Origin of the sequence: Streptomyces sp. NBC_01474 (assembly GCF_035918215.1) — a bacterium.
Classification (GTDB): Bacteria; Actinomycetota; Actinomycetes; order Streptomycetales; family Streptomycetaceae; genus Streptomyces; species Streptomyces aureus.
The window spans coordinates 3,525,395-3,545,536 of sequence record NZ_CP109449.1 but is presented as its reverse complement, the minus strand read 5'-3'; the positions used below and the strand labels follow the sequence as shown (position 1 = coordinate 3,545,536).

Annotated in this window: 20 protein-coding genes and 1 pseudogene; 13 read left to right on the top strand and 8 right to left on the bottom strand. The window is 71.0% G+C overall.

What is annotated here, in order from left to right; translation table 11 throughout:
• Positions 1-166: 166 nt before the first annotated feature.
• Entirely contained in the window at positions 167-1,042 is an 876-nt protein-coding gene (locus OG758_RS16415) for a YhjD/YihY/BrkB family envelope integrity protein (protein WP_326710706.1), read from the top strand.
• Between the two features lie 77 nt (positions 1,043-1,119).
• On the opposite strand, the gene OG758_RS16410 is transcribed toward OG758_RS16415, so the two are convergent.
• Positions 1,120-1,329 carry a DUF397 domain-containing protein gene (locus OG758_RS16410; protein ID WP_326710705.1) on the bottom strand — a complete coding sequence of 70 codons (210 nt, stop codon included), beginning with the start codon at positions 1,327-1,329 and terminating at the stop codon, positions 1,120-1,122.
• Positions 1,311-2,153 carry a helix-turn-helix domain-containing protein gene (locus OG758_RS16405; RefSeq protein WP_326715941.1) on the bottom strand — a complete coding sequence of 281 codons (843 nt, stop codon included), beginning with the start codon at positions 2,151-2,153 and terminating at the stop codon, positions 1,311-1,313. The genes OG758_RS16410 and OG758_RS16405 overlap by 19 nt, the downstream gene beginning before the upstream one ends.
• A gap of 225 nt (positions 2,154-2,378) precedes the next feature.
• On the opposite strand from OG758_RS16405, the gene OG758_RS16400 reads away from it, so the two are divergent.
• From OG758_RS16400 to OG758_RS16365, 8 genes are all read left to right on the top strand, one after another.
• Complete coding sequence (locus tag OG758_RS16400; RefSeq protein WP_326710704.1) at positions 2,379-2,678, top strand: hypothetical protein; 300 nt, start codon at positions 2,379-2,381, stop codon at positions 2,676-2,678.
• On the top strand, positions 2,675-2,905 hold the full coding sequence (locus OG758_RS16395) for a hypothetical protein (protein WP_326710703.1): 231 nt from the start codon (positions 2,675-2,677) through the stop codon (positions 2,903-2,905). The genes OG758_RS16400 and OG758_RS16395 overlap by 4 nt, the downstream gene beginning before the upstream one ends.
• Positions 2,906-3,197: 292 nt before the next feature.
• The gene (locus tag OG758_RS16390; protein WP_326715940.1) at positions 3,198-5,885 is read left to right on the top strand and encodes a LuxR C-terminal-related transcriptional regulator; all 2,688 of its coding nucleotides are present in this window, start codon (positions 3,198-3,200) and stop codon (positions 5,883-5,885) included.
• A 77-nt stretch (positions 5,886-5,962) separates the two neighbouring features.
• Positions 5,963-6,487 (top strand): hypothetical protein, encoded by a 525-nt coding sequence (locus OG758_RS16385; protein ID WP_326710702.1) that lies wholly within the window; start codon positions 5,963-5,965, stop codon positions 6,485-6,487.
• A gap of 128 nt (positions 6,488-6,615) precedes the next feature.
• On the top strand, positions 6,616-6,825 hold the full coding sequence (locus tag OG758_RS16380; protein WP_326710701.1) for a hypothetical protein: 210 nt from the start codon (positions 6,616-6,618) through the stop codon (positions 6,823-6,825).
• 323 nt (positions 6,826-7,148) lie between these two features.
• On the top strand, positions 7,149-7,805 hold the full coding sequence (locus OG758_RS16375; RefSeq protein WP_326710700.1) for an HdeD family acid-resistance protein: 657 nt from the start codon (positions 7,149-7,151) through the stop codon (positions 7,803-7,805).
• Between the two features lie 113 nt (positions 7,806-7,918).
• On the top strand, positions 7,919-8,398 hold the full coding sequence (locus OG758_RS16370; protein WP_326710699.1) for an SHOCT domain-containing protein: 480 nt from the start codon (positions 7,919-7,921) through the stop codon (positions 8,396-8,398).
• Positions 8,399-8,433: 35 nt separating this feature from the next.
• Entirely contained in the window at positions 8,434-8,856 is a 423-nt protein-coding gene (locus OG758_RS16365) for a DUF7144 family membrane protein (RefSeq protein ID WP_326710698.1), read from the top strand.
• On the opposite strand, the gene OG758_RS16360 is transcribed toward OG758_RS16365, so the two are convergent.
• Together OG758_RS16360 and OG758_RS16355 are read right to left on the bottom strand one after the other, a co-directional pair.
• Positions 8,853-9,098, bottom strand: a complete 246-nt coding sequence (locus OG758_RS16360) for a hypothetical protein (protein ID WP_326710697.1) — start codon at positions 9,096-9,098, stop codon at positions 8,853-8,855. The two genes, OG758_RS16365 and OG758_RS16360, sit on opposite strands and share 4 nt — an antisense overlap.
• Positions 9,099-9,171: 73 nt before the next feature.
• Entirely contained in the window at positions 9,172-9,315 is a 144-nt protein-coding gene (locus tag OG758_RS16355; protein WP_326710696.1) for a hypothetical protein, read from the bottom strand.
• 339 nt (positions 9,316-9,654) lie between these two features.
• Between OG758_RS16355 and OG758_RS16350 the strand changes: the two genes are divergently transcribed.
• Entirely contained in the window at positions 9,655-11,193 is a 1,539-nt protein-coding gene (locus tag OG758_RS16350) for an ABC transporter substrate-binding protein (RefSeq protein WP_326710695.1), read from the top strand.
• 66 nt (positions 11,194-11,259) lie between these two features.
• Here the strand turns inward: OG758_RS16350 and OG758_RS16345 are convergent, their stop codons facing one another.
• Positions 11,260-12,882, bottom strand: a complete 1,623-nt coding sequence (locus OG758_RS16345; RefSeq protein ID WP_326710694.1) for a family 20 glycosylhydrolase — start codon at positions 12,880-12,882, stop codon at positions 11,260-11,262.
• A 191-nt stretch (positions 12,883-13,073) separates the two neighbouring features.
• Here OG758_RS16345 and OG758_RS16340 point away from each other — a divergent pair, with 191 nt between their 5' ends.
• On the top strand, positions 13,074-14,324 hold the full coding sequence (locus OG758_RS16340; protein WP_326710693.1) for a glycoside hydrolase family 1 protein: 1,251 nt from the start codon (positions 13,074-13,076) through the stop codon (positions 14,322-14,324).
• A gap of 10 nt (positions 14,325-14,334) precedes the next feature.
• Positions 14,335-14,916 (top strand): TetR/AcrR family transcriptional regulator, encoded by a 582-nt coding sequence (locus tag OG758_RS16335; protein WP_326710692.1) that lies wholly within the window; start codon positions 14,335-14,337, stop codon positions 14,914-14,916.
• A 166-nt stretch (positions 14,917-15,082) separates the two neighbouring features.
• On the opposite strand, the gene OG758_RS16330 is transcribed toward OG758_RS16335, so the two are convergent.
• The 3 genes and pseudogenes from OG758_RS16330 to OG758_RS16320 form a co-directional block, all read right to left on the bottom strand.
• On the bottom strand, positions 15,083-16,309 hold the full coding sequence (locus OG758_RS16330; protein WP_326710691.1) for a serine hydrolase domain-containing protein: 1,227 nt from the start codon (positions 16,307-16,309) through the stop codon (positions 15,083-15,085).
• 20 nt (positions 16,310-16,329) lie between these two features.
• Positions 16,330-17,949 carry a glycoside hydrolase family 3 C-terminal domain-containing protein gene (locus OG758_RS16325; RefSeq protein ID WP_326710690.1) on the bottom strand — a complete coding sequence of 540 codons (1,620 nt, stop codon included), beginning with the start codon at positions 17,947-17,949 and terminating at the stop codon, positions 16,330-16,332.
• Positions 17,876-18,691, bottom strand: a pseudogene (locus OG758_RS16320) (glycoside hydrolase family 3 N-terminal domain-containing protein); the annotation flags it as partial. The pseudogene OG758_RS16320 and the gene OG758_RS16325, both read right to left, overlap by 74 nt.
• 347 nt (positions 18,692-19,038) lie before the next feature.
• Between OG758_RS16320 and OG758_RS16315 the strand changes: the two are divergent.
• A complete protein-coding gene (locus OG758_RS16315; RefSeq protein WP_326710689.1) occupies positions 19,039-19,899 on the top strand; it encodes an SGNH/GDSL hydrolase family protein in 861 nt (286 codons plus the stop codon).
• The last annotated feature ends 243 nt before the right edge of the window (positions 19,900-20,142 follow it).

Here is a 20,142-nt window from a genome sequence, read left to right as displayed (position 1 = left end):
CGCGGCCGGCAAGCTGCTTCTCGTGTCGCCGTTCATCGGTCAGGCGTCCGGCCGTTAGGCTCGCGTCGCCACAAAGGTCCCGATCTTCACGGAGGGCAGGACAACGGGGATCAATCGAGAGCGCATCGTCAGAACGCTGACGTTCTGGCTGCGGCCGGCCTTCGCGTTGCGGGTCATCAACCGGTTCCAGAAGATCGTGGGTTTCGACCGCTCGATGGCCCTGGCGTCCAGCGCCTTGACGGCATTGGTCCCGCTCTCCGTCCTCCTTGGCGCCGTCCTTGGCAACTTTGTGCACTTCGACGCCGCCGAGCGGATCATCAAGCGTTACCACCTCACCGGAGCGGGCGCCACGGCAGTCAGTTCGCTGTTCTCTCCTGCCGAGGAGACCAGCGCGAGCGTGGGCATCTTCGGGGTCGTGTTTCTGACGATCTCGGTGCTGAGTTTCGCGCGAGCCGCACAGCGACTCTTCGAACAGGCATGGGAACTCAAGCCCCTCAGTGTGCGCAACACGCGCAACGGCTTGTGGTGGATCCTCACTCTCGGTGGCTACGTAGCGATCAGCGCGTTGCTCTCCGGGCTCCATACCCAGGGCGCGCTGGGTCTGGCGGCCGCATCGGCGTGTGGGGTACTGGTGACCGCTGCGTTCCTCGTCTGGAGCGGCCGGATCCTGTCGGCGGAGCGGATCAGCTGGCGGGACCTGCTTCCCTTCGGCATCACCGGCGCCGTCCTGACGGCGGCCTATTCAGTGGGCGCGACCATCTACATGCCGCATCTCTTCAACTCCTCCGCAGCACGCTACGGGGTGGTCGGTGCTGTTTTCGCGATGATCTCCGCCCTCTTCGCAGCCATGCTCGTCCTGGTTGCATCGGCGGCATTGGGGCGAGAAGTACGGGACGAGCTCAGCCGGATCCGTCAGGGCCACCGCCCTTCCGACCATGAGGTCCGCCGGCAGTGGGACAGCGTGGTCGAGCAGACTCGGTCACGGTGGCGCACGGCACGGAACCAGGTCTCTCATCATCGGATCAAGAACTCGAACCATTGATGGGCACGGCCGGCCGCATTTGTATCCCTCAGCGCCCGCTGTCGTCACTCAGGAGACGACCGGCGTCGCTTGCTCGTTCAGGCGCTCAGCCGTCCGTCCTTGACCGCTGAGACGAAGGAGGACCAGCCGGCGGCCGGGAACACGAGAACCGGCCCGTGCGAAACCTTGCTGTCCCGTACCGGGACGACGACCGCGAAGTTGTCGGCGACCTCGACGCACGCGCCACCGTCCTGGTTGCTGTAGCTGCTCTTCCGCCAAGAAGCGTCGCTCAGGCCGATGGTTCGCACGTTGCTTCCTCCAACATCCGCAGAATGAACTTGCGCGATTCCGCCGGGGTGAGCGCCAGGTCGCGCACCGCATCGTACGTCTTCTGCAAACGCACAACAGGTGCGGATTCCTCGATGAGTTCGCCCCGGTATCCGTTCTCGGTATACGCGACGGTCCTGCCCTCGGGAAGGAGCAGGTACCACATGTCTGCGCTCATGAGACCGTGCAGCCCTGCGCTGTGCAGAAGCACGTGGACCGTCACATGGGGACGATCCGCAGCTTCCATCAGGTACTCCAACTGCCCACGCCACTCCGCCACTTCCCGCAACGGCGTCCGCAGCACCGCCTCCGACAGGATCGTCCGGAACGGCGGCGCGTCCTCTCCCTCCAGCAACTCCCGCCGCCCCATCCTGGCCTCGACCTGCTGCTCCAGCTCCTTCCCCCGGAGCCCGCCCGCCGCCAGCACCTCGCGCGCATACCCCGGCGTCTGCAACAACCCCGGCAGCACGCTCACCGCGAAGTGCCACAGACTCACCGCCTCGGCCTCCAGCGCCATGTACCGCCGGTAGCGCTCGCGGAACTGCGTGTGGTCCCCGGCGGCGAGCTCCCACAGCGCCAGTAACAGCCCCGGCGTCCCGTAGTGCTGGTCCAAGGCCTTGACGACCTCGGGGCTGCCGAGCGTCTCGCCCTTCTCCATCTTGCCGAACAGGGAGTAGTCCCAGCCCAGCCGTTCGCCGAGCTGCCGCAGACTCGTCCCGCTCCCGGCCCGCAGGGTCCGCAGCTCCTCGGCGAACCTCTGACGCGGCTCCTGGCTGCGGCCGGTGATGACCCGTCGCTGCGGCATACGGCCGACTCCCCTCCGAGCCGCCGGCTTGTGGTCGGTGTGGAAGGTGTGGAACCAGCGCCGTTCGACGGGGAAGCACCGCACGTCCACGGCGTGATCGGTCACATCCGGACGCATCCTCGTAACACCCGGACTACGCAGCGTAATTCACGCAGCTTGCCGGGGTCATGGAATCAGTCGGACCGACGAACCCGACAGACCGACCGGCGAAGGACGAGGACACGTATGCCCCCCACGCAGCGGCCCCCGCACCACTCGATCACCCCCGCTACCGGCCACACCGCCATCGTCACGGGCCCTTCGAGACCCCGTACGCCCAAGGTCCAGGAAGCGCTCGACGCCCGTGACGCCCTGGCCGGCGCTCTCAGCCAGGCAGGGGTCCAGCTCCCCGCAATGGACGTCCGTACCCCGTGGGCGGGTGACGGAGAGGACGGGGGCCGCTACGCGCTCGTCCACCTCGGGGTCTGCTCGGCGCCCGTGGCGCTGCAGTTGGCGGCTGTGATCGCCAAGGGGGCCGGTTCGTGACGCCGGAGCCGGTTCCGTCCCTGGAGGTGGGAGACGCTGTCCACGACACTGTGCGGGACCGGTTCGGACGGGTCATGGGCCATGAGGGGCCGTATCTCCAGATCCGTCCGCTGGCCGGTGGCCGCGAATGGGACGCCGATCCGGGCCACCTCCGGCTCCTGACCCAGGACGAGTTGCTGCGCGCCCTGGTGGCCGAGGCGAACGCCCGCAGCAGGCAGGGCATCTGAGGGCGCGGCGGTCCACCGAGCGCGGAGTCCCGCCGACGCCCTCCTCGTGATCCACGCGCTGACCCAGGACGACGAGAGCTGTCTCGGTGGCCCGGCGGGCTTGCTGATGCGCCCAGGCACGGAAACCGGAGGGCATGACTCGAGAGTGCGGTGACCGTTGGTGTGCGGGTGCCGGCACGCCCTGCATTCCCCGTCGAGAAGTCCGCCCCCGCGCGCGCGGCCGGAAAGGCTGGGATCCTGGGGGCGAGAGGGCCCATGACCCGACCCCTGACAGGCAGCGGTGGTGAGCGCTGTGGCGGAGATCCACGAGCATGCTGCTGGACCGGCCGGTCCGACTGTTCCGGGCGTGGATCCTCTGGGGGACTCGTTTCTCCGCACGCGGATCGCCTTGCCGACGCGACCCGCCGCCTACCTGCGGCGGCAGCGGCTCGACCGGCACCTCGACAAGGCTCTTCGGACACGGCTGACCCTGATCAACGGAGCGGCGGGCGCGGGCAAGACCCTGCTGGCCGCCGACTGGGCCGCCGGCCTGCCGCAGCCGGTCGCCTGGCTCACCGCCGAGGACGAGGACCGGCAGCCCGGGGTGTTCTGGGCGTACGTGCTGGAGGCTCTGCGCGCGTGCGGTGCGCCGGTCTCCGGCGCGGTCGGGGTCCCGATGGAGGCGGCCCGCGTGGACCGCAAGCTGCTGGCGGCGCTCGCCGCCGATCTGGACGCACGCGACCAGCCGGTGACCGTCGTGATCGACGAGTTCGACCGCGTGACCACCCCCGAGGTCGCCGAGCAGCTGGAATTCGTCCTGCACCACGCCGGGCAGGGCATGCGCCTGGTCCTCGTCACCCGCACCGAACCCCTGCTGCCGTTGCACCGTTACCGGGCGGCCGGCGAGCTGACGGAGCTGCGCGGCGCCGAGCTGGCCTTCACCCCCGAGGAGGCCGTCTCGCTGCTGGAACTGCACGGTCTGCGCCTGCCGCTCGACGCCGCGCGCGGCCTGGTGGACCGCACCCGGGGCTGGGCCGCCGGCCTGTGCCTGTGCGCCCTGGCCGCGCGCGAGAGCGCGGCCCCGGAGCTCTATCTGAAGGAGTTCGAGGCGGACCGGAGCGCGGTCGCGGACTTCCTGCTGGCCGAGGTACTGAAGCGGCAGCCGGAGGAGACACAGGATCTCCTGCTGCGCGTCAGCGTCCTCCAGCGTTTCAGTCCTGATCTGGCGAACGCGCTGACCGGGCGGACCGACGCCGAGGCCCTGCTCGTCGAGCTGCACCGCGCGAACGCGTTCGTCGAGGACCTCGGGCACTCGTGGTACCGGCTCCACCCGCTGTTCGGGGAGATACTCCGGGCCCACCTGCGCGTCCGCCTGCCCGGGCTGGAGCCCGAGCTCCACCGGCGTGCCGCGCTGTGGCTGCGCCGTTCCGGATCCCTGCCGGAGACACTCGCTCACGGTGCCGCATCGGGCGACTGGGGTTTCACCGCCGGCGCCCTCGTCGACGACCTGGCGATCGGGCAGCTCTTCACCGGTCTGCGCTCGGGCGACCTCGACCAGTTGTTCTCCGGGATGGACCCCGAGGCCACCGGCCCCGCGCCGGAGCTCGTCCGGGCGGCCCGCGACCTGTCCCGGTGCGACGTCGAGCGCGGTCTGTCCCATCTGCGCCGCGCCGAGGAGCGGCTTGCCGCCGACCCGCACGACGGGGCGGCCGCGCGGCTGAGCTGTGCGCTGCTGGAGACGCTGGCCGCCCGGCTGACCGGTTCTCCCGAGCAGGCCGAGGAGGCCGCTCAGGCTGCCGTCCGGCTCCGGCGCGAGGTCCCGGAGCACCTCCTGGACAGGCATCCCGAACTCCATGCGCTCCTCATGACCCATCTCGGCTCCACCCGCCTGTGGGCCGGGCGCTTCGAGGACGCGCGTGCCGCCCTGACCACAGTGGCGGGCACTCATGGCGAGGCGTCCACCGTGCTGCCCCGTGAGGAGTCGCTGGGGCACCTGGCGCTGATCGACTACCTGAACGGCTGGATCGGCAGGGCGGAGCGCAAGGCTCTCGCGGGTGCCTCCGAGGCGGAGAGGTTCCGTCTGCCCGAGCCGGGCGTCTCCGGTGCCGGCACGGGCATCGGGTTGCTGGTGCTGGCCGCCGTGGCCGTGGACCGCGACGAGCTGAGCCGGGCGCAGACCCTTCTCGACGAGACGGCCCCGCTCCCCGCCGCGACGCACGATCCGGTGATCGCCGCGGAACGGGCCATCACCAAGGCGCGTCTCCTGCTGGTCCAGGGCCACGCTCGGGCCGCCGTCGAGGCGGCGGACCCAGGCATCCGCGTCTCCGTCGCCTCGCCCTGGGCGGCGGGCCAGGAGGCGCTGGTCGCCTCGGCCGCCCACATGGCCGAAGGACGGCCTCGGATGGCCGCCGAGGTGCTCCAGGATGTCTCCGGCGACCAGCCGGCCTGTGCTGTGGAAGCCGCGCGGATGCTGCTCGCCGCAGGTCGCCCGGAAGAGGCCGTCGGTCTGCTCGACAGCATCGACACCGGGGGCCGGACCGGGCCGGCGGTGACCGTTCGGGCAGCGCTGGTCAGGGCACAGGCCGCGCAGGGAGCGGGAGACGACGCCACAGCACACAGGCTCGTCGCGCAGGCACTCCTCAGCGCCCGGCGCGAGCGGCTCCGCAGACCCTTCCTCGACGCGCGGCCGTGGATCCGGCCCCTGCTGTCCACCGCGCCGCTCCAGGAGCTGGCCGCGGACTGGCTGACGCCCGCTCCGTCGCGTCCTGGTGAACCGGCCCCGGTCGACGGGCGGCCTTCTCCGCTCGTCGTGGAGCTGAGCGGACGCGAGCGGGACGTGCTGGAGCGGCTGGCCCGGATGATGTCGACCGAGGAGATCGCCGCCGACCTCTACGTGTCGGTGAACACGGTGAAGACCCATCTCAAGAGCGTCTACCGGAAGCTGGCGGTGAACCGGCGCAACGAAGCGGTGCGCCGCGCGCGCGAACTCGGACTGGTGTGAACGGGCCTCGGCGGCCGGCCGGCGCTCCGGCCGGGGTGACCGGACCGACGCGCTGAGCCGAGCACGAGGAGGTACCAGTGTCCCGAACCACCGGACCCGTCACGGGCCGACCGGACGGAGCCGAGCGCCGAGCACGTGCCGACTACACGGGCGGCGTCTACGGATCCCTGCTCGCGGCCTCCGTGGTCGTCGGCGCCGGCACGCTGGGCTCCTTTCCCCGCGCGGAGCTGGTGCTGCTGCTGTTGCTCACCGGCGTGGTGTTCTGGATCGCGCACGTACACGCGCAGCTGTTCGGAGCGCGGCTGGCGCGGCGCACGGCACTGGACCGCGGGACCGTGCTGCGCGCGTGCCGCGACGAGTGGCCGATCGTCGATGCGGCCATCCCGCCCGCCGCGGCGGTGGCCCTCAGCCCTCTCCTCGGGCTGGACGTGAAGGGCGCGCTCTGGCTGGCGCTGTCGGTCGCCGTGGCCGGGCAGGTGAGCTGGTCCGTGGCCGCGGCACGCCGGGCCGGTGCCCCCCGGCGTCTCATGGCCGTCACCGCCTTGGTCAACCTGGTGCTCGGTCTGCTGATCATCACCTTCAAGATCGTCCTGAAGCACTGAGCCGGATCGTCGTACGCCGGAGAAGGCAGGTCACCTGTACCGGGTGAGGCCCGGCCGGGCGCAGAGGCGGACGCTCGCAGGTGAGGACGTCGCCCACCCGCCCCACGCTGCTCGCGGGAGAAAAGCCCATGCGTTACGAGATCCGCGTCGAGGGACACATGTCGGAAACGCTGACCAAGGCCTTCCCGGAGCTGGGCCACGTGAAGATGGCCGGCCAGACGGTTCTGTTCGGCCCCGTCGTGGACGACGCGCACCTGTACGGGCTGCTGGCCCGGTTCCAGTCGCTGGGACTGCGGGTGCTGGAGATGCGGCAGCTGCCGGAGGGCCTGGCCGACTGATCAGAGGCGCTCCGCCCGGATCAGGGCGGAGCTGTCTGCCGCTCCGCCCTGATCCGCCCGGAGCGGCCTGCAGTTCCCGGCGTCCCGGCGTCTCGCTCGACTCGTTTCGTCGCCCTTCGTACCCGTCCGCCGCACGCGAGGCCGCAGGGCGTGCGAACGCCTCCGGTCCACCTCATCGCCTGGGCGGCGCCGCCGAGGGATCACCCGCCGTGGGTGACCCGGCGGGCTGCGGCGCGCGGGACGCTGAGGCGGTCAGGTCCCCGCGTGCTGCCGGTCCCTCCGGCGGTCCGGGAACAACCCGCTCGATCATGCGAGGAGGAGCCATGACCATGCCGCGTGGTCCGGCGCCGCAGCCCGGACCGGAACCCCCCGCCGGCGGGGCGGCCCCCCGGCCGGTCGACGATCCCGCCGAGGCGCTGGCGCGACTGGGCCGCTCATGGACCTGGATCCTGGGCTCGGCGGTCGTCACGCTGGTGCCAGGCATCCTGATCCTGGTCTGGCCGGCGGAGACACTGCACGTCCTGGCGGTCCTCATCGGCCTGTACCTGCTGGTCATGGGGGTGTTCCGGTTCGTGGCCGTCTTCGCGCGCGAGGAAGAACGGCTGACGGGGCTGCTCCTGGCCGTGCTGTTCCTCCTGGCCGGGGTGCTGTGCCTGCGGAACCCGCTGCAGACCATCACCGCACTCTCCCTGATCGTCGGCATCGTCTGGCTCGCGTCCGGCGTCCTCACCCTCTACACCGCCATCGCCACCAAGGACCTGCCGCACCGCGGCGTGCTCATGGGCGTCGCGGTGCTCGGCATCGTCGCGGGCATCGTCGTACTGGCCCTGCCCGCCGAGTCGGCACAGGCCCTGACCCGGCTGCTCGGACTGTGGCTCGTCCTGCTCGGTCTGGCCGAGGCGGCGGTCGCCTTCGCCTGGCGGTCCGCGCTCCGGAAGGCGGGCGTCACGGGCTCGCCCGGCCAGGCCCCGACGGACTGACACCCCACACACCGAGTTCACCCCCGTCGGGTGAGGCCACCCGGCCCCCGTCGGCCCACGCTGAAGACGGCAGGCAAAGGCGGCTGGGCGAGCGCCCGGGACGGAGAAGAGACATGAACGCGCAGACGTACCTGGCGTACGACTATCCCCTGATGAGCGTCTTCTGGAGCATGCTCTGGTTCTTCCTGTGGATCATGTGGTTCGTCCTGCTCTTCCGCGTCATCGGCGACATCTTCCGCGACGACGGCATGAGCGGCTGGGGGAAGGCCGGCTGGCTGGTGCTCACCATCTTCCTGCCCTTCCTGGGCGTCTTCGTCTACATGATCGCCCGTGGCAAGAACATGGGCCGCCGGGAGATCGCGCAGGCCCGTGAGCAGCAGAAGGCCTTCGACAGTTACATCAGGAAGACCGCGGGCGGTACGGACCGGCCCAGCAGCGTCGACGAGCTGGCCAGGCTGTCCGAGATCCGCGCCCGCGGCGACATCACGGACGAGGAGTTCAGCAAGGCGAAGCAGATGGTGCTGGCCGGCCACGGTCCGGCCGAAGGCCCTGGTACCGACACCGCCTCCGGCTCCTCCGACTCCGCACGCTGAGCGCGTGCCGGACGAACACGAAACGAGGCACCACCATGACCGCGACACACTCGCAGCCGGCCGACACGACGAAGCAGGCGTGGGCAGGCGGCCTGACGATCTTCGCCGGCATCATGCTCATGCTCGTCGGTGTGCTCGGCATCTGCCGGGGCATCATGGGGATCGCCAAGGACGACATCTTCGTCACCACGCGCAACTACATCTTCCAGTTCGACCTGACCGGCTGGGGCTGGATCCACCTCGTCCTGGGCGTAGTCGCGGTGATCGTCAGCTTCGGGCTGCTCCAGACCGCGACGTGGGCGCGCGTCGGCGGTGTGGTCATCGCCGGACTCGTCATCATCGCCAACTTCCTCTCCCTGCCGTACTACCCGCTCTGGTCGGTCGTGCTGATCGCGATCTCGGGCTTCGTCATCTGGGCGCTGTGCGTGGTCCGGAAGGACGAGTCCGACGGGTTCTAGACGAGTCCGACAGTTTCTGCCGGTCCCGGTGGCTCGCCGGGACCGGTAGGGCGGCAGGCCGACGCCGGGACGGGGGCCTCGCCTGCCGGGATGACGTCCGCGGTGGCGGCCGGCCGGCGCAGGAGTGCCCGGTTCATGCGCTGTCCGGCCTCGGCGTGCTCGGGGCGGCCCGCGAGGCCACCCCGCTCGTCCGGGTCCGGGGTGCGGTCGCAGGGCTCGGCCGGTTCGTACAGGCGCCACACGTACACCACTCCTTGCCCCGTACGGCGATGGCGCGGCCCACGAGTCCGGGGCGCTCGTGCTGGAGCGCGGCCTTCAGGCCGTGGAGAAACCGGCGCTCGCCATCTGCGGCTCCTCTTCGAGGGGGAGCCGCTTTTCGGTGAACGCGTACGTGCGACGCCTTGCCGAGGCTTGCAGCACGGGGAGGAGGCTGCGGCCGGAGGTGGCGGTGCGGGGCATCGGTCCCGAGCAAGTCGGCATGCAGCTGGTCCGGGACGAAGAAGACGGAATTCGGCTGCTTGGGGGGCATGGGTCGTGCTCCTTCGCGTCACCCGACCATCAAAACCATACGGTGAGTGGTTTTTAGATACAAGGGGTGTGCGCCGGCGGCCGCGACCTCGTGGCCACCGGTCGCTCGGCGCATTGACGTTCTTCGGTTGGCGCATTGACGCCTAGAAACCGATCACAATATGGTTTTCGAGCGTTGAAGAGCCTGCCGGCGGAGCGTGCCGTCCGGCTGCCGCATGACACCTTGCCGGGAGACGTCTGCCACCCGGCCCTCCAGACGGAGAGAACAGCATGAGGATTTCCGCCCGCATAGGGGCATTGACGGCTGGTGCCACGGCTCTGTCCCTGGTACTCACGGGCTGTGGCAAGGACGGCGGTTCCGCCACGGCCGGCACGGCGGAACTCGACATCGCCACGCTCACGAACGCCCAGAGCCTGGACCCGGCGACCGCGCTCGGCAGCGCCCTGCCGTACTTCCAGGCGGTCTACGACACCCTCATCAAGCGGGCCCCCGACGGCACGTACAAGCCGATGCTCGCCACCAAGTGGACGTACGACAAGAGCCGGACCAAGCTCTCCCTCACTCTGCGGAAAGGGGTGAAGTTCAGTGACGGGGCCGCCTTCGACGCCCAGGCGGTCAAGGCCAACCTGGAGCACTTCAAGGGCGGCGGAGGTGGCGGGGCGAAGTACCTCGCCGCGCTCAAGAGCGTCAAGGTGGCCGACGCGACGCACGTGACGCTGGAGCTGGCGAGCCCCGACCCGGGGATGCTCTTCTACCTGAGCGACGCGGCCGGCCTGATGGCGAGCCCGAAGAAGTTGGCCGGCGGCTCCCTCAAGACGAAGCCGGTCGGGACCGGCCCCTACACCCTGGACAAGGCCAGGACGGCGATCGGCTCCAAGTACGTCTTCGACCGCAAGAAGGACTACTGGGGCGAGGAACTCCCGTACAAGACCCTGACGATCAGTGTCTTCGACAACGAGACGGCCGTCGTCAACGGCCTCAAGACGGGCCAGCTCGACAGTGCTGTCCTCCAGGACGCCAATCAGCAGGCGTCCATCGAGTCCGACACGAACCTCACCAAGTCCAGGCACAGTTTCGACTTCCAGGGGCTTCTGCTCTTCGACCGCGGCGGCGTACGGACACCGCAGCTGAAGGACGCGAGGGTGCGACAGGCGCTCAACTACGCTCTGGACCGCGAGACGATGCTCAAGAAGATCCGCGACGGCCGTGGCGAGATCACGGACCAGGTCTTCGGTCCCGAGACGAAGGCGTACGACAAGAGTCTGGACACCTACTACCCCCACGACCCGGCCAAGGCCAGGAAGCTGCTCGCGCAGGCCGGTTACGCGAAGGGCTTCACGCTGAAGCTGCCGCGCATGTCCGCCATCGTCAACGACGCCCTGGCGTCGTCGATCGAGGCCGACTTCAAGGCCGTGGGCGTCAAGGTCAAGTGGGACCAGCTCGACGGCGCCACCGCCCTGCAGAAGATCTTCCAGGAGAAGGCCTACTCCGGCATGGTCATGAACATCGGCCAGTCCTCCGTCGACTGGGTCACCGTGAACGACCTCGTGGTGCCGGGGGCGTTCAACCCCTTCGCCACCAGCGACCCGACCGTGAAGAAGCTGCTTCCGCAGATCCAGGCGGCCAGTGGCACCAAGGCCGGTGACGACGCGTCGCGCGCGCTCAACAAGCACCTGGTCGAGGAGGGGTGGTTCGCCCCCTTCTACCGGGCGTCCTTCCTGTTGGTGTCGACCAAGGACGTGAAGGTCGTGGCGCAGTCCGGGATGGCCGTGCCGTCGATCTACGACTACACGCCCGCCAAGTCCTGAACCGAATGACACGAAGGGGGCGCCTCCACCGCAGTCCGCGGTGGAGGCGCCCCCGTTATCGTGCGATCACGCCCAGGGAACGTCCCCGGCGGCGAAGTGGACGAGGCCGCGCTCGCGCCAGAGCGGCGCGTGGCGCGCGATGCGCCCGCGGTACTCGGCCCACAGGGGAGGCCGGCCCGACCAGGCCGTCTCGGCGACCGAGCCGAGCCGCGGCAGGAGCAGCGTCGTGAGGTCGTCGATGCCCCGCAGGGTCTCACCGAACAGGGTCGCCTCGACGCCCGCGACGGACTCGTCGGGGATGCCGTGCGAGGCCGGGTCCCAGGACGCCGTGTGCCGGACATCGCGCGGGAGGTAGTGGGGGAAGCCGAGGCGGGCCGCTGCCTCCGCCTGGGCAGGAGGCGTCACCTCGGCCGAGTAGCGCCGGTCGAGGTACAGATGGGACTGCGGGGAGAGCAGCAGCCGCCCGCCGCCCGCGAGGACACGCTCGACGTCGTGGTCGGACGGGGCGAAGAAGGTCCTGAGCGCCGAGACGATCTCCATCGTCATGCCGGACGCGGCCAGTTCGGGCCGGGCGGCGAGTTCCTCGGCGGAGTCCGGGAGGTCCATCATCGGCACGTCGACCCAGAACTGCGCGATGTCCCCGGGCCCGGAGCCGGCCCGCGACGACTCCTGCCACGCCACCGGACGCTTGCCGAACTTCCGTGTGAGGCTGCGTAGTTCGTGTACCGCGACCTTGAAGGCGTCGGCCGTGATGCCTACGGCTTCGTCGCACCCGATGTGCACGAACGGGCCGTCCGTGAGGGCGCACACGTCGGCGAGAACGGCGGAGACCGCGGAGTGCGTGGCCGCGTCGGCGAGGTCGAGCGGGGGCACGAACGGGAAGCGGTCCGCCAGCCCTTCGGGGGCGGGAGCGGGCGGGAGGTCCGGCAGCGCGGCCCGCAGGGCCGCGCAGTGACCCGGGAGATCGATCTCGGGAACGATCGTGACAAAGCGCCGCGTCGCGTACGCCTGGAGGTCGCGGTACTCGTCGGCCGAGTAGAAGGCCGCCGCCGTGGACACACCCGGACCGGACGCGTCCGCGCCGGGTGTCAGCGCGGGGAGCGACGGCACCGCGAGGCGCCAGCCCTCGTTGTCGGTGAGGTGCAGGTGCAGCACGTTCAGCTTGTAGAGGGCGGCGAGGTCGATGACCTGGCGCACCTCGCCGGGCGTGACGAAGCTGCGCGCCGGGTCGATCATGAGGCCACGCCACGCGTAGTGGGGCGCGTCCGACAGCCGCAGGGCCTCGATCGCGCCGTCCGGCGGTGTCGTCAGGAGCAGTTGGGCGGCGCTGGTCGCCGCGCGGAAGACGCCTTCGGGTGTGCGCGCCCGGCAGGTGATCCCGTCGGCCCCGACGGTGAGGGCGTAGGCCTCGTCGGCCGGTTCCGCCGTGCCGGCCGGCGCGACTCCGACGGTCCTGCCGGGCGGAACACCCGTCGCGTCGAGGGTCAGGACGATCTCGCTGCCGTGCGCCGACGGATCGCCGTCGGCAAGCAGCCTCGCGCCGAGGTGCGGTGCCAGCAGCGCCCGTACGGTGTCGGCGACCTCGCTCAAGGAGCGGTCGGCCCGGACGCGCCAGGGCCCTGCGGCCGCAAGTGATCCGGCGCCGCCCTGAGCGGCTTGCCCGGTCGGGCTGGGGATGACGGCGTTCATGAAGTCCTCCACCGGCAGGTCCGGAGGCCCGGGGGTCCGGCCGCCGGTTCGTCAGGTACGGCGTTACGGCGCCCCCGGGCGGGCGGACCGGTCGGGCCGCGGGTTCGTCCCGGCGCCACTTCCACTCCGACCGGCCCCACCTGTACGCTAACACGAAAACCGATCAACGAACGCTTTTCAGGGGTGGCCGTATGACGTCCTCAGCGCAGTCCGAACTCGTCCTGCCGGACGGCTTCCTGATGGGTGCGGCCACCTCCGCCCACCAGGTCGAGGGCAACAACACGGGGAGCGACTGGTGGGCCTTCGAGAACCGGCCGGACACCTTTGTGAGCGAGCCGAGCGGGGACGCCGCCGACAGTTTTCACCGCTGGCCCGAGGACATGGATCTCCTGCGTGAACTCGGCTTCAACTCCTACCGGTTCAGTATCGAGTGGGCCCGCGTCGAGCCGGTGCAGGGACGCGTCTCGCGTGCCGCCCTCGCGCACTACCGGGACATGGTCCGCGGGGCGATCGAGCGTGGTCTCACGCCGGTCGTGACCCTGCACCACTTCACCTGTCCCCAGTGGTTCCACGCGCGGGGAGGCTGGGCGGCGCCGGACTCCGCCGAGGTGTTCGCGCAGTACACCCGGACGGCGCTCGAGGTCCTGCGGGCCGGAGTGACGTACGTGGCGACGATCAACGAGCCCAACATGGTGGCCCTGATGTCCGCCCTGTACCGCCACGCCATCGAGAAGGGCGCGGGCGCCGCGGGCGCCGCCGCGGGCTTCGCCTCCGTCGAGCCGGCCGCGGACGTCACCGAGGCCCTCATCCGCGCCCATCGCGCCGCGACCGAGGTCCTGCGGGGCGCCGGCCTGGGGCTCCAGGTCGGCTGGACGGTCGCCAACCAGGTGTACCAGGCCGAACCGGGGGCCGAGGACGTGGCGGCGGCGTACGCGTTCCCGCGTGAGGACGTGTTCCTGGAGGCCGCGCGTGACGACGACTGGATCGGCGTACAGGCCTACACGCGCCACCTCATCGGCGCGGACGGGCCGCTGCCCGTTCCCGAGGGCGCCGAGACCACGCTGACCGGCTGGGAGTACTACCCCGAGGCGCTGGGCGAGGCCGTACGGCACACCGTCGACGTGGTCGGCCCCGGCGTGCCCGTCATGGTCACGGAGAACGGCATCGCGACCGGCGACGACGAGCGCCGCGTCGACTACACCACCCGCGCCCTGGAGAGCCTCGCGTCGGCCATGGCCGACGGCATCGACGTACGCGGCTACCTCCACTGGAGCGCCCTCGACAACTACGAATGGGGCACCTACCGGCCGACGTTCGGGCTGATCGCCGTCGACCCGGACACCTTCGCCCGCACCCCCAAGGAGTCGGCCCGCCGGCTCGGCGCGCTCGCCCGCTCGGGCCGGATCCCGCACGCCCCGGCCGGCGCTCTCAGCGCACGCTAGGCTGGCTGACATGGCGAAACGGGGCCCGTACGAGAAGGGCGAGGCGAAGCGCGCCGAGATCCTCCACGCGGCGTTGGAGATCTTCGCGAGTGAGGGATACCGCGGTACCTCGCTGCGCAAGGTGGCGGCCAAGTGCAATCTGAGCCTTCCGGGTCTCATGCACTACTTCGACTCGAAGGAGGACCTGCTGACGCAGGTCCTGCGGATGCGTGACGAGACGGCCAGGATCCGGCACGCGGAGCGGACCGACCCGGCGGCCTATCGCGAGCTCATCCGGGAGGCCACGAGCACGCCCGGACTCGTGGAACTGTTCGTGTCCATGGCGGCGGCCGCGAGCGACCCGAGTCACCCGGCGCACGCCCACTTCGCCGAGCGCTATCCGACGGTGCGCGAACGCACGGCGGACTATCTGCGCAGGCGGATGGACGAGGGCACGCTGCGCTCGGACATCCCGCCGGAGCGGCTGGCGGTCCTGTTCATCGCGCTGGCCGACGGAATCCAGCTGCAGTGGCTGATCGACCGGTCCACCGACATGGAGCAGCCCATCGAGGACGTGATGAGCCTGCTGGCGGCGAAACCGGACGAGGAGTGACGGTTTTGCCGCGAGAGACGTGAAGAGGGCTGGAGGCGGTGTGCGCCTCCAGCCCTCTGTGCGTTGACGCGTGGTCAGCACTCTGCCGCGTGCCGGGCGCGTGGTCGGCGCTCTGCGCATGGGTGCGTGTCCCGCCCTCTGCGCGGTGCCGCGTGGCCTCGGACGTTCACCACGAGCCGGTGGTCAGCCCCGCGGCCCGGTGGATGGCCCGGGTCCACGGAATCCAGCGCGGGTCGGGGCCCTTGGACCCGTCCCACGTCATCTCCGTGCAGGTGTAGCCCACGGCCAGGCCGCTCTCCGGGTGCGCCATGCCCAGGCGGCCGCCCGCCCCGGCATGGCCGAAGGAGCCCTCGCCGAGCATCGGCAGGCCAGGGCGCGGGAGTTCGAAGCCGAGGCCGAAGCGTGCCGGGTGCGTGTGCGCGGGTCGGCGCAGCGGCGCCGGCGCGGGCAGATGGTCGGTGCGGGGTGCCCGTGCCCGCTCCACGGTCAGCGGCGACAGCAGCCGCACACCGTCGACGTGGCCGATGAGAGCCGCGTAGAGGCGGGCCACACTGCGGGCGTTGCCGATGCCGCCCGCCGCGGGAATCTCGGCGGCGCGGCCCTGCCGGGAGTGGAACGCGGTGGTGACGGAGGCGAGTTCGGCCATGGACGCCAGGATCGAGCGGGCGAGCCGGTCGTCCGGTGTGAGGCCGACGGAGTGCAGCGCCGCGGTGATCTCCTCGGGAGCGGGCGCCGCCCCCGGCCGGTGCTGCTGCACGAACCTGTGCTCTTCGTGCGGGGGCAGTCCGATCCACAGGTCGAGCCCCAGCGGGCCGGCGACCTCGGCTGCGAAGAACGACCCGACACTGGCGCCGGTGACCCTGCGCACCACCTCGCCGACCAAGTGGCCGTAGGTGAGCGGATGGTAGTGGAAGGCGCTGCCGGGCCGCCACACCGGCCGGGCGTCCGCGAGCCGGGCCACGCATCCGTCCCAGTCGAGCAGGTCCACGGTGGCGGCATCGGCCGGATCGCGGGTGAACGCGGGCAGCCCCGCGCTGTGGGTGAGGAGGTCGGCGACCGTCGTCGCGGCCTTGCCGTTGCGGGCGTACTCCGGCCAGTAGCGGGAGACCGGGTCTGTCACATCGAGCTCGCCGTTCCGGGTGAGCATCTGGACGCAGACCGCCGACAGCCCCTTGGTGACCGACATCAGCACGCCCACCGACTCGGGACCGTAAGGGCGGGCGCCCGCCGGTCCGGCGGCCGTCCAGGTGTCCACGACGAGACGCCCGCGCCGGTACACCGCGAGCTGCGCCGAACCGGGGTCCCGCGCCTGGGCGTCGGCGAACGCGTCGAGCACCGGCTCCCACCCGGCCGCGGCCTCGCCCTCGATCACCGCGGCGCCCTCACTCGTCATCGTCGGTCACCGCTGCGTCCTCACTCGTCGTCGTCGGCCGGAGGTTCTCCGCCTGCCGCCTCCGCCGCCACCTTGGCCGACAGCGTGATCACGTCCTCGGGGCCGACACTGCTCTGCGGGAAGTCGGCGATGACGTCGAGCGGGACTCCCGCCAGGAAGCGCCGCATCACCGGATCGGCCATGGCGCCCGCGCTCTCGTCCGTGCGGCCGTGGGCGAACGCCTCCGCAAGGAGCGGCCCGCCGACGGGGTGTTCGAGCCATTCGGCCAGGGTGTGACGCCCTGTCAGCAGAATTCGGGAGGGGTCGCCGTCGAGCGTCACCGGAACGGTGAGCCTGATGTCCCGCGACGAGGCCGCCACCTCGAAGTGGTGGACACCGCCCTCCACACGCCATTTCGCCTCGCGTTCGCTGTAGTGGGCGAGGTCGGCCCGGTCCACGCTCACGCGCACCTCCACCTCCTCGTCCGGCGCCAGCTCCACGGACGCGAACCCGCGCAACTCGCGCTCCGGGCGGGCCACTCGGCTGTCTGCCGGTCCCCGGCTGTAGATCTGTACGACCTCGCGCCCGGCCCGCTGCCCGGTGTTGGCCACCCGTACGCGCAGATCCAGACGCGCGCCGTCGGCCTCCGGCAGCACCGTCAGGGCGGAGTACGTGAACGTCGTGTAGGACAGTCCGTGCCCGAACGGGAAGGCGACCTCGGCGCGGTGCTTGTCGTAGCCGCGGTAGCCGACGAACACGCCTTCCCCGTAACGGACATGGCCCTCCTCGCCCGGGAAGGACAGATGCGACGGGGAGTCCTCCAGGCGCAACGGGATCGTCTCGGCGAGCCGGCCCGACGGGTTGACCGAGCCGAACAGGACGCCGGCGAGCGCCGCGCCGCCGCCCTGGCCGAGGAGCCAGCCCTCGACGAGCGCCGGCACCCGGTCGTGCCAGGGAGCGGTGCGGACCACCCCGCCGTTGGACAGGACCACGACGACCCGCGGGTTGACCGCGACGACGCGCTCCAGGAGCCGCACCTGCGCTGCGGGCAGGTCGATGTGGTCGCGGTCGAAGCCCTCCGACTCGTCCTGCGCGGGCAGTCCGAGGAAGAGCAGCACGGTGTCGCTGCCCGCGGCGAGCCGCTCGGCCTCCTCGACGAGATCGTCCGTCGCGTCCGCGTCCGCGTCTGCGTCTGCGTCTGCGTCCGCTTCGGCGCCGGGCAGGGCGTAGCCGGCCGCGAACGTGACGCTCGCACCGTTCGCTGCCGCGTTCAGGCAGTCCAGTGGTACGTCCAGCCGGGTCGGGGTGACCTGTGAGCTGCCGGCGCCCTGGAAGCGCGGGGTGCGGGCCATCTCGCCGATCACGGCGACGGTCCCGGAGTCCGGGGCCAGGGGCAGCAGTTCGCCGTCGTTCTTGAGCAGGACGACACATCGCTCGGCGGCCGTCCGGGCCAGTTCGTGGTGTGACGTACGACACCTCGTCGGCGGCGGTGGCGTCGGCCGCGGTGGCGCGGCGGGCGAAGAGCGCGAGCCGGGCGACCGACCGGTCGAGCGTCCGGGCGTCCAGCTCGCCGCTCTCGACGGCCGCGACGACCTCGGCGTCGGTCCGTCCGCCCGTGCCCGGCATCTGCAGGTCGAGCCCGGCGCGCAGCGCGGGTACACGGTCGCGTACCGCTCCCCAGTCGGACATCACGACACCGTCGAAGCCCCACTCGGTGCGCAGGATGCCGGTCAGGAGACGGTGGTTCTCGCTCAGCGGTACGCCGTTGACGGCGTTGTAGGCCGACATCACCGACCAGGGGCGGTCCCGGCGGACGATGCGCTCGAAGGCGCGGAGGTAGATCTCACGGAGCGGCCGCTCGTCGATGTCGGCGCTGACGCGCATGCGGTCGGTCTCCTGGTTGTTCGCCGCGTAGTGCTTCAGCGCGGCGCCCACCCCCGCCTCCTGCAGCCCGCGCACCATCGCGCCGCCCACCTCGGCGGTGACGAGCGGGTCTTCGGAGAAGTACTCGAAGTTGCGTCCGCACAGCGGTGACCGCTTGATGTTGATGCCGGGACCGAGCACGACGTGGACGCCGTGCGCCCGTGCCTCGGCGGCGATGGCGGCGGCGACCCGGCCCGCGAGCTGCGGATCCCAGCTGCTGCCGAGCGCGACGGCCGGGGGGAAGCAGGTGGCGGGCGCCGCGCTGTGCAGGTCGACCTGGCCGCCGTCGCCCTGCTCCTTGGGCAGCCGCAGTCCGTGCGGCCCGTCGGACAGCGACACGGCCGGGACGTCCCCTGCCGCCTGAGTGACGAAGTCACCCGCGCCGCTGGTCAGCGATGCCTTCTGGGTGAGTGACAGTTCGCCGCCCGCTGCGGGTGCGCCGGGCGCGCCGGGTGCGGGGGAGTGGTGCTGGTGGGTCATTCGGCCTGCCCGGTGAGATGTGTCGACGCGGCTGGAGACTCAGCCAATCAAAAAACGTATGGTGATCGGTTTTTGCTGTCAAGGTCTGCGCGGGGCGTCTCGGTGAGTGGTGCGGTGCATCTGGTGAGGGGTGTCCAAGTTGTCGCACGCAGACGTCTTGACGGCTAGAAACCGATCACCTTACGGTTTTCGAGCTCGGTCGCCTCCGTCCGAGTGAGGACCCCCGCGCGCCCATGCCGCAGATGAGAAGAGGTACAGCAGTGCAGCTGCACCGTTCGCACCGTTCCTCCCCTGAGCACTCATCCACAGAAGGCGCCCGGCGCCCTCTGCTCCGCGCCGCCGTCTTCGTGGGCACAGCCGGGCTGGTGGGCCTGTCCCTCGTCCAGCCCGCGGCGGCCCGCCCGAGCGACAAACAGCCTCCCGCGCACGCCAGGCAGGAAGCCGCCCCGGTGCGTTACGTGGCGCTGGGGGACTCGTACAGCTCCGGGCTCGGCATCCCCGACGAGGTCGACTCGAACTGCGGCCGCTCCAACAGCAATTACCCCTCGCTGGTCGCCGAGGCCCTGAACGCCGCCGGCGTCACCGACGTGACCTGCGCAGGCGCCGACACGAGCGACATGGCCGGGCCACAGGACTCGACGCCACCCCAGCTGGACGCGCTGCGCCCGGACACGACCCTGGTCACCCTGGGGATCGGCGGCAACGACCTGGGCCTCCAGGAAGTCGGTACCCGCTGTGTCCTGGTCGCGTATCTCGACCCGAACGGGTCACCCTGCAAGACGAGTTACACCCTGCTCGGCACCGACGAGATCCGCTCGCGCATCAATACCACCGCGCCCAAGATCGACGCGATCCTCCAGGAGATCCACGCCCGCTCACCGCAGGCGCAGGTGCTCGTGGTCGGCTATCCGGTGATCATGCCCGACGACGGTTCCGCGTGCCGAGACGCCATCCCCTTCGCGGCAGGCGACTTCGCCTGGTTCCGCGACAAGGAGAAGGAGCTCGACTCCATGCTCGCCCAGCAGGCCTCCGCCTACGGCGCGACCTACGTCAACACCTACACCCCGTCGGTGGGGCACGACGCCTGCAAGGCCGAAGGGGTGCGCTGGATCGAGCCGAAGGAGACGCCGGAAGCCGCCGGCTTCCACCCCAACGCCGCGGGACACCGCAGCATGGCCGCCCAGGTGCTCGCGAGGATCAGCCCGTGACCGGATCCCCGGCGGAGTCGGCCACGTGAAGGCCGTACCGGCCGAGGAAGTCGCGTACGGGCGCTTCCATCGGCACCGCGTCGGGCCGGAGCAGCCACTGAGTCCGCAGGCCGTCCCCCACTTACCAAGTAGTCACATTCCTCCCGGCACATCTGCTCGGCGGTGAAAACCGCAGGTAGAGTCCCCCACGATCTCGTCCGCCGACGCGGTGCGGGACGTCCCACGCGCCGCGCGTGGCCCCGC